General features: G+C 30.5%; 10 protein-coding genes. 4 read left to right on the top strand and 6 right to left on the bottom strand.

Annotation, left to right across the window (positions count from 1 at the left end; all coding sequences use genetic code 11):
* The 4 genes from QNK89_RS11155 to QNK89_RS11140 all read right to left on the bottom strand — a co-directional run.
* A partial coding sequence (locus QNK89_RS11155; protein ID WP_340171209.1) for a DEAD/DEAH box helicase occupies positions 1 to 1,254 on the bottom strand: 1,254 nt, incomplete at its 3' end.
* A 391-nt stretch (positions 1,255 to 1,645) separates the two neighbouring features.
* Positions 1,646 to 1,948: a hypothetical protein gene (locus QNK89_RS11150; protein ID WP_340171206.1), complete on the bottom strand. Its 303-nt coding sequence runs from the start codon at positions 1,946 to 1,948 to the stop codon at positions 1,646 to 1,648.
* Positions 1,949 to 2,277: 329 nt separating this feature from the next.
* Positions 2,278 to 3,588 carry a DEAD/DEAH box helicase gene (locus QNK89_RS11145; protein ID WP_340171203.1) on the bottom strand — a complete coding sequence of 437 codons (1,311 nt, stop codon included), beginning with the start codon at positions 3,586 to 3,588 and terminating at the stop codon, positions 2,278 to 2,280.
* 39 nt (positions 3,589 to 3,627) lie between these two features.
* The gene (locus tag QNK89_RS11140; RefSeq protein ID WP_340171213.1) at positions 3,628 to 4,194 is read right to left on the bottom strand and encodes a GNAT family protein; all 567 of its coding nucleotides are present in this window, start codon (positions 4,192 to 4,194) and stop codon (positions 3,628 to 3,630) included.
* Between the two features lie 695 nt (positions 4,195 to 4,889).
* On the opposite strand from QNK89_RS11140, the gene QNK89_RS11135 reads away from it, so the two are divergent.
* Together QNK89_RS11135 and QNK89_RS11130 are read left to right on the top strand one after the other, a co-directional pair.
* Complete coding sequence (locus QNK89_RS11135) at positions 4,890 to 7,064, top strand: T9SS type A sorting domain-containing protein (protein ID WP_340171200.1); 2,175 nt, start codon at positions 4,890 to 4,892, stop codon at positions 7,062 to 7,064.
* A gap of 1 nt (position 7,065) precedes the next feature.
* Positions 7,066 to 7,347 carry a DUF3817 domain-containing protein gene (locus QNK89_RS11130; RefSeq protein ID WP_340171197.1) on the top strand — a complete coding sequence of 94 codons (282 nt, stop codon included), beginning with the start codon at positions 7,066 to 7,068 and terminating at the stop codon, positions 7,345 to 7,347.
* A 36-nt stretch (positions 7,348 to 7,383) separates the two neighbouring features.
* Here the strand turns inward: QNK89_RS11130 and QNK89_RS11125 are convergent, their stop codons facing one another.
* Complete coding sequence (locus tag QNK89_RS11125; RefSeq protein ID WP_340171194.1) at positions 7,384 to 7,635, bottom strand: hypothetical protein; 252 nt, start codon at positions 7,633 to 7,635, stop codon at positions 7,384 to 7,386.
* Here QNK89_RS11125 and QNK89_RS11120 point away from each other — a divergent pair.
* The gene (locus QNK89_RS11120) at positions 7,538 to 7,912 is read left to right on the top strand and encodes a DUF4369 domain-containing protein (protein ID WP_340171211.1); all 375 of its coding nucleotides are present in this window, start codon (positions 7,538 to 7,540) and stop codon (positions 7,910 to 7,912) included. The genes QNK89_RS11125 and QNK89_RS11120 overlap by 98 nt on opposite strands.
* A gap of 697 nt (positions 7,913 to 8,609) precedes the next feature.
* Here QNK89_RS11120 and QNK89_RS11115 read toward each other — a convergent pair.
* Positions 8,610 to 8,999, bottom strand: a complete 390-nt coding sequence (locus QNK89_RS11115; protein WP_340171191.1) for a hotdog domain-containing protein — start codon at positions 8,997 to 8,999, stop codon at positions 8,610 to 8,612.
* Positions 9,000 to 9,109: 110 nt separating this feature from the next.
* Between QNK89_RS11115 and QNK89_RS11110 the strand changes: the two genes are divergently transcribed.
* On the top strand, positions 9,110 to 9,509 hold a 400-nt coding region (locus QNK89_RS11110; RefSeq protein ID WP_340171188.1), incomplete at its 3' end, for a glyoxalase.

The raw sequence follows: 9,509 nt of genomic DNA, 5'->3' as shown, positions 1-9,509 counted from the left end.
TAATTCTTCTTTTGTTAAATGATGAAAAATGGTTTTAACCTTAGCTTTTACATCTTCAGGTACTGTTCTATTGGGCTTGGTTTTAAATATTCTCTTAGCCCATAATAACGTATTGTTATCTTCTATACTTTTAGAATCTGCTTTTTTAAAACGCTTGAAAACAATATCCAATTCATTTTCGAAATCTGAAATATCTTCAATTTCTTCTTTTTGAATTATAGTAAGAGACAAACCTTCTGCTCCTGCTCTAGCTGTACGTCCACTTCTGTGCACGTAAGCATCATAAGTATCTGGTAAATGATAATTTACAACATAAGAGACTTCTTTTACATCTATACCACGAGCTGCAAGATCTGTAGCAACTAAAATATCTATATGGCCTTCTCTAAATTGACCCATAATTCGGTCTCGAATACCTTGCGTTAAACTACCATGTAAGGCACCAGAAGGAAATTTATTTATTGCTAATTTTTTTGCTAACTTATTAACTGCTGCTTTAGTTTTACAAAAAATAATTGCACGTTCTCCTTCTCTAGAGTTTAAAAAATGAAGTAAAACTTCTAGTTTTTCTATAGGCTCTACAACTATATATTGGTGATCTATGCCTTGATGACCTACAGTTACCATATCTGCTTCGATATGAACAACTTTTTTGGACATGTATTTTTGTACCATTTGTTTTATAGCTCCTGGCATAGTTGCCGTAAATAATAAAGTCCTTCTTTTTTTAGGGATTTCTTTAATTATACTATCTAAACCTTCTTTTAAAGCACTAACCATTTCGTCTGCTTCGTCTAAAACAAAGTAAGAAATGTTTTTAATGTTTATGGCTTCGCGTTTTACTAAATCTGCTAAACGTCCAGGAGTTGCAACAACAATATGCGTGTCCTGTTTAAGGCGTTCTATTTGAGGTTTTATAGGTATTCCTCCACAAATTGAAGCTATAGAGATTTTTGGGCTTTGTGATGCAAAAGATTCTAAATTATTAAATATTTGCTGACCTAATTCTCTAGTTGGAGCTAATATTACTGCCTGAATAGTAGTATCTTCTTCATTAATTAATTGCAGTAAAGGCAATCCAAAAGCTGCTGTTTTTCCTGTTCCAGTTTTTGCTAGAGCTACAACGTCTTCTTTTTGATTTAATATTACAGGAATTACTTTTTCTTGAATAGATGTAGGTACAGAAATTTTTAAAGCTAAAAGGCTTTCTTGTAACGCTTTATTAATACCTAAATCTGAAAATTGGTTTGACATAGAAAATAATTTTGAGCAAAGATAACCACACTTTTACAAGTTGTACTACCAATTCTCAAAATATCATTTAATGTACTTCTAATTTATAACCTACTCCATGTACATTAGTTAATTTAATAGAGTCGTCATCTTGTAGTTTTTTACGTAATTTAGAAATGTATGTATCTAAACTTCTACCTACAAAAACACCATTGTCTTCCCAGACTTTCTTTATAAGTTCATCACGCTTAATTATTTGATTTGGATTTGCTACAAATATGGCTAATAGTTCACATTCTTTTTTTGAAAGACTAATTTCTGTTGCTGCTTTTACTAGTTTATTTTGTTCTGGGTAAAACTGAAAAACACGTATTTTCTTGAAGGTATCATCTGTTTTATTGGTTTTTCTTTTCTATTTACCACTGTTTAATATCTTATTTAAGATAAAAAGCAACAATCCAAAACCAATACCATATAATAATAAATATTTTGAACTCGCCTGTGTAGCATCTAAAAAAGTAACTTTATTAGTATAGCAATCTTGTGGCAAAAATCTTCCAGAACATGAAATAATAGTACGTTCTTTATCTATATTAATTTCATAACTATAGGCAACTTCCTTATCTTTACATTGTATAACTTCTACACGGTAATTTTTTGATAATGATGCCACATTAAAACTACTATCTATAACTTTAACAAGATGATTTGGCATAAAAGATAAAGATTCGCTAAACTCTAAATTATAGCTTTTGGCGTTTAATGCTATTACAGGTAAATTAAAGATGTAGAATCTTGGTTAGTAAGTAAAAGTTGATTTCCAGCTTCTCTTAAGGCTATTTTTGTAGTAGCCTCAATATTATCTTGAGCTTCATTTCTACAAGAGAAAAGCGAAATTGAAATGATTAAAACTAAAAAAAATCTATTTAGATACAATGGCGTTTATTTATAAGTCTAGGTAAATAACTTAATATTTTATGACTTTCTATTACTATTCACATTTCTTTTACACTTTTTTCACACCTTAAATAAGCTTTATAACCGCTAGATAATTGTTACGCGAACTTTCCTTTTCTTTAAACGCATATTATTAACCTTTTCTACAAGAGACATTGCTTTTTCTTTAGGTACTGCTACAAAAGCGCAATCTTTTTTTAGCTCTATTACCCCAAGTTCGTTATGTTTTAAGTCTCCTTGTTTAAAAAACAAACCAGCGATATCGCCTTTAGAAATCTTATCTTTTCGTCCTCCAGAAATAAATAAAGTTTCCCATTCACTGTTAATAGATGTTTGCTTACTTGTTAATTTTTGTATGTGTGAAGATGTTATAAACTCTGGTAAATACTCGTTTTCCCATTGTAAAACATATGCAGTTCCTTCTGCATTCATTCTTGCTGTTCTTCCGTTTCTATGCGTAAATTCTTCAGCTTTAAGAGGTAATTGGTAATGAATAATAAAGTTTAACTCTGGAATATCTAATCCTCTAGCAGCTAAGTCTGTTGCTATAATAATTTGATGTGTTCCATTTCTAAATTTTATTAAAGCCCGTTCTCGATCTATCTGTTCCATACCACCAAAAAAACAACCATGTGGTATTTTATTTTGATAAAGGAAATCGCTTACATATTGGATGGTGTCTTTATAATTACAAAAAATAATACCTGGTTTGTTACCAATATTATGTATTAAATCTACTAACGTTTGTAGTTTGTTCTTGTCTGGAGAAAGCACCTTCTTTACTACTAAATTAGATGTTTTAGTATCTAAATAATCAATAATTATTTCGTTTTCAAGACCTACAAACCTAGGGATTTCAATATCTTGAGTAGCAGAAGTTAAAATACGCTTTTTTATATTTGGTAAGCTTGCTAAAATCGCACTCATCTCTTTTTCAAAACCTATTTCAAGAGACTTATCAAATTCATCTAAAACCAAAGTATTAATGTCTTCAACTAAAAATGTCTCTCGTCTTAAATGATCTGCAACACGACCTGGAGTTCCAATAAGTATTGCTGGAGCATGAGCTAGTTCTATTTTATCTTTAGAAAATGGTCTTCCTCCATAAACAGCATTAGCTTTATAGCCAGATCCCATTTGCCATACCACTTGTTCAATTTGTATTGCTAATTCGCGGGAAGGCACTAATATTAATAGTTGTACGTTTTCGCATTTAGCAGATAGACTATTAATGGTAGGCAGTAAAAAAGCAAGTGTTTTACCAGTTCCTGTTGGTGATAATAGAACCGTATTTTCAATAGATGAAATAGATAAAAACGCTTCTTCCTGCATAGGATTTAACGCTTCAATATTCAACTTATTTAAAATTGCTTGTTGCGATTTAATTTGGTTTACCATTAATTAAATTTTTGGTAAAGATAACGACACTTTAATGAATTATAACCTTGAAGCTAAACTAGTTTTAACACCATTAAACCACTCGTTTTTTAGAATACTTAATACTACACTATCGCGTCTAGATCCATTTGGAGCAGAGCAATTTTGTCTTAAAACACCTTCTACAGTGGAACCAATACTTTTCATGGCTGCAATACTTTTTTTATTGTTATTGTCTGCTCTAAACTCTACACGCTCCATTCCTAAAGTTTCAAAAGCAAAAGACAGCATTAAATATTTACAATTCTTATTTAAACCAGTACCTTGAAAATCTTTGCCATACCAAGTGAAGCCTAATTGAACAGTATTATATTGAAGTTGGTAATAATAAAATCGAGTGCTTCCTACATATTCATTTTTACGTTTATCGAGCACAATAAAGGGATATGATTTTTTATTAACCTTATCCTGCAAAGCTTTTTCTATATACAAATTCATGTTATCTAAACCGTTAGCAGGTTGTAAAGAGTATTCCCACAAAGTAGGTTCGTTTAAAGAATACCATGATAATAATTCTATATCTTCAGTTTTTAATGGTCTTAATTTAACGACTTCATTCTCTAATATATATTCTGAATTAAAATCAATTGGTATTATAATTAAAATATTTATTTTACTAACTTATAGTTTCAAAACCTTTATAAAATTAAAGATCTTCTTCAGTAGCTCGATATTCTATATCTTTATTTTTTCCTTTTCGTTCAAACTCTACATCATAAAACTCACCTTTTAAAGCACTATTTACCTTTTCAATCTCTGTAATATCCTCATCTCCATAATTTTTTTTATGGTATCTCTAATAGGTTTAGGCAATTGTTTTATACTAATGCTCATTTCTGTTTCAATCCAAATGCCTTCTGGAGAAAAATCTGCTCTATATTTAATACCTTTTTTTTTGAAATGAGATTCATAGTTGCCATTTACATCTATCTCCCCATCTGGATCATTCTCACCAAGATACTTTAACTTAAGAGCATCTTCTACAGGCTTTTATGTCTGGCTTATTGCTTTATTTTGACATCCAAAAAAGGCCATTAAACAAACTATTATTAATACCAGTGATTTTGTTTTCATTTTATTAAATTCTTTAATTTTAAGTTATTACCATAAATTTAAAAATTAAGATTTCAAATTTTTTATAATCTTATCTAAAAATCAAGTTTCAAATTATTAAATTTGTTGCTGTATTTATTTTATAAAATACAAAAGGAATTTTATAGATAAACTTAATTTCTATGAAATTACACCACTAAATAACAAAAATGAAAAGGCTTCTATTTACATTATTACTATTCATAATAACAATTAACACTACACAATCTCAATCTATTGCAAGGCAATGGAATGAAGAATTATTAAGCGCCATTCGTTTAGACTTTGCCAGACCAACAGTACATGCCAGAAATTTATTTCATACTTCTACAGCAATGTATGATACTTGGGCAATTTTTGACTCTCAAGCAGAAACTGTTTTTTTAGGAAAAACCTACCAAGGTTATAACTTTAGTTTTAATGGTATTACAACACCATCAGATATTGATGCTGCTAGAGCAGAGTTTATGAGTTACACCTTGTTTAGATTACTAAATTACAGATTTGAAGCTGCACCAGATTCTGCTACTACTCTAGCTTCCATAAACACATTGTTTAATAATTTAGGATATGATGATACATTTACTTCTACAGATTATAGTACAAATTCTTATGCTGCACTAGGAAACTATTTTGCTCAAGAAATCATAGCCTTTGGTCTTCAAGACGGTTCTAACGAGCAAAACGGCTACGATAATCAATTCTATACTGCTTCAAATCAACCATTAATTTTAGATTTATACGAAGACAATACTACTATAGATCCAAATTTATGGCAACCTTTAGCTTTCGATATTTTTATTGACCAAAGTGGTAACACATATCCTATAGATACTCCAGTTTTTCTTAGTCCTGAATGGGGATATGTAAGTCCTTTTGCTCTTCAAACTTCCGATTTACAAATTTTAAACAATGGTTTCGATTCTTATGTTTATAACGATCCAGGACCACCAGATTACATACAAAATTCTAACGAAGATGGAATTGATGACCCATATAAATGGTATTTTGCATTAGTTGTTTCATGGTCTTCACATCTAGATCCTATCGATAATACTACAATAGATATCTCACCAGCTTCAATAGGAAATGTTGATATTGCTAATTATCCAGAAACGTTTCAAGAATACAAAGCGTTTTATAATCTTATAGATGGTGGCGATTCTGGTCTTGGTCACTCTTTAAACCCAAGTACTGGTATGCCTTATGCTCCACAGTTGGTAAAAAGAAGTGATTACGCTAGAGTTTTGGCAGAATTTTGGGCAGATGGTCCAGGTTCTGAAACACCACCTGGACATTGGTTTACTATTTTTAATTATGTTAGTGATCATCCAGATACTATAAAACAATTTAATGGTCAAGGCAACATACTTAGTGATTTAGAATGGGATGTTAAAGGCTATTTAGTTTTGGGTGGCGCAATGCACGATTCTGCAGTAAATACTTGGGGAATTAAAGGATATTACGATTATATTAGGCCAATATCTGCAATTAGATATATGGCAGGTAAAGGCCAGAGTACTGATGCTAGTTTACCAAGTTACAATCATCATGGTATGCCTTTAATGCCTGGTTTAATCGAGTTAGTAGAAACTGGTGATCCTTTAGCTGGAGCTGGTGACGAAAACGTAGACAAAATTAAAATTAAAGCTTGGAAAGGGCCTGACTATATAACAGACCCAGAGACCGATGCTGCTGGTGTAGACTGGATTCTTGGAGAAAAATGGTGGCCTTACCAAAGACCAACGTTTGTAACTCCTCCATTTGCAGGCTACCTCTCTGGACATTCTACCTTTTCTAGAGCAGCTGCCGAAGTATTAACTTTAATTACAGGTGATGCATTTTTTCCAGGAGGAATGGGAACATTTAACGTTTTACAAAATGATTTTCTAGTATTTGAAGAAGGTCCAACACAAAGTTTCACTTTACAATGGGCAACTTACAGAGATGCATCAGATCAAACAAGTTTATCTCGTATTTGGGGAGGAATACATCCACCAATAGACGATATAAGAGGTCGTGTAATTGGAGATAAAATTGGTAAGGATGCTTATAATCTTGCCATACAGTATTTTGACGCTACACTTACAACTACAGAAAGTACTTTTGAAAAGGATATTGTTATATATCCAAACCCAGTTTTAAACATGCTAAATATTCAAACAAATAATTTAACTAATTATAATGTAGATATTTACACTTTAAATGGATCGCTTCTACAATCAAGTACTATTAATAACAATCGTGCCATTAATGTTTCTAATTTATCATCTGGAATATACGTTGCTAAGTTTATAGACTCTAATTCGAAAGAGATTAAAATAAAGAAATTAATTAAAAAATAATATGCTTAAATCATTTAGAATAATTGCTTTCCTTGAAGGTGTTTCATATTTATTGTTAATGGCAGCAGCTCTATACAAACGTATGCCAGAAGGTAACGATAAGTTTGTGAAACTGCTTGGTATGCCTCATGGATTACTTTTTGTTGCCTATATTGCAATTGCAATATTTCTTAGGTCAACTTATAAGTGGGACACAAAAACTTTTGCAATAATATTATTAGGTTCTTTAATACCATTTGGAACTTTTTATGTTGATAAAATATACTTAAAACCATTAGCGTAATTATAAATTGTTGTAATATTCGGTTTTAATTTTCTATCATATGCACAAGATATTACGTTTAACTGCTGCATTTGCTGCTTTCTTATTGTTTGATTGCAAACAACCTTCAAGTACATAAGACAAGAAACCTGTTGTTTTTTCTAGTGATAAAAATTTAGACCGTTTCGATAATACAACAGAAAATTTTTTAATTAACGGCTTATCCTTTTCAAAAGACAATACACCAGTTTTCCTTTTTAAAGCAGAAGAAGATGGTTTTAGTGTTTTAGACTCTACAATTGTTAGCAATTCTAAATTTCAGTTTAAAGATGAAGCAAAAACACCTTCAATGTATCGTGTTTCAGAAATAAAGAATAAAAATAATGGCTTTACTATTTTAGTAGATAATTCTGAAATTCACGTTTTTTTAAATAAACGAGTAGAATTATCATCGGCATACTCTTCATCTTCTATCCAAAAAGGATACTCAAAATACAATTCTAGAATGTCTAGCTTTAAAGATGAAGGAATGGCTTTGTATTACAATTTAAAAGGTGATTTTTCTTCTCAAAACATTAAAAAATAAAAGAAGAACGTTTAGCTTTATTTACAACTCAAAATAACTTTATTGAAGCCTTTATTAAAGAGCATTCTAATTCTTATTTAGCTGCTTTAATTGTAAAAGAAAATATTAACACTTACAATGTAAAATCACTTAGAGCTTTATATAACGGATTCTCTTTAGATATTAGAAACATGGCCTTTACTTAGAGCTTAGACTCTATAATTATAGAAAAAGAAACAAAAACAGAAGCACGTTTACCTGTAGTTCCTATTAAAAAAAATTCAGAGAATTATAATGAAGAATACAGACCTAAAGCATACAAAATAAGTGGACTAAACCCTTATGGAGAAATAATTTCTTTAAAGTCTATTCCAAAAGGAAAAGTTGTTTTGATCGATTTTTGGGCTAGCTGGTGTGCACCTTGTCGTGCTACTAATCCAAACCTAGTTGCTTTACACAAAAAATATAAAAGCCAAGGTTTCGAAATTATTAGTGTTAGCTAGGACAAAGTCGAAGCAGAATGGCTAAATGCAATTGCTGCAGATGGATTAATTTGGGACTACCATGTAATAGATAAAAACAAAAGTATTGCTTTTCGTTATGGTGTAGAATCTATTCCTTTTAAAATATTGCTAGATAAACAAAGAAATATAGCTAGTGAGAAAATTTCTGGCAGCGCACTAGAGACACGTATTAAAGAACTGTTAGCAGAATAAGGTTACTCTTTTAACCTATCGCTAACATACTCTACTTTAGTTTTTCCGTGTGGTTTTGGTTTACCATCTTCTCCAAGATTTACCATAGTAATATTTTCTACTATAATTATGGTTTCTCGTGTCATCATATTTCTAACCTCACATTTTAACGTAATAGAAGAACGTCCAAAATTCTTAACTTCTATTCCAATTTCTACAATATCTCCTTCTACGGCTTTACTATTAAAATTTATTTCGCTTATATATTTGGTTACAATTTTTGAGTTATTAAGTTGAACAACAGTATACAATGCTGCTTCTTCGTCTATCCAAGCTAATAGTCGCCCTCCAAACAGTGTTCCATTTGGATTTAAATCTTCAGGTTTTACCCATTTTCTGGTGTGAAATTTCATAAAATTATATTATAGTTAAAGGTAATTGTTCATAAAACAGTTGACAAGAATTTTCTATAGGAAAGCATTATACTGCCAGTATTAATATTTTTATAAAAACTCTTTAAATTATGAAAACTAGAGACGAACAAATGTTGGCAATTAGACCCATTATTTCTACAATAAGAATTAGCGATAATATGAGCGCTGATGAGCGTTTTCAAAATTTAACATTACGCCCAATAATTAAACTGCAAAATGATTTGTTAATAGACGTTTTTAAAAATTATATTTCTAAATATAAAAATGTGTTTTATCAGCTCACACTAGACAGACGTCTTCATTATATAGATAATGCTATACATAAGGATATAAAATTTAGAAATGCTTTAAAAGGAATTATTATTGGGCAATTTACAAGTGAAGAATATATACTTTACATTACTAACTCTTCTGCTTTAAATAAACGAATGATGAATTTAGTAATACAACGTCTTCAAAGTAATATACAACTTTTTGAAGCTGCTTTTG

This window comes from Lacinutrix sp. (genome assembly GCF_037625555.1).
GTDB lineage: Bacteria > Bacteroidota > Bacteroidia > Flavobacteriales > Flavobacteriaceae > Lacinutrix.
Note: the sequence above shows the minus strand (reverse complement) of the source record. Positions and strands in the feature narration are given on the sequence as shown.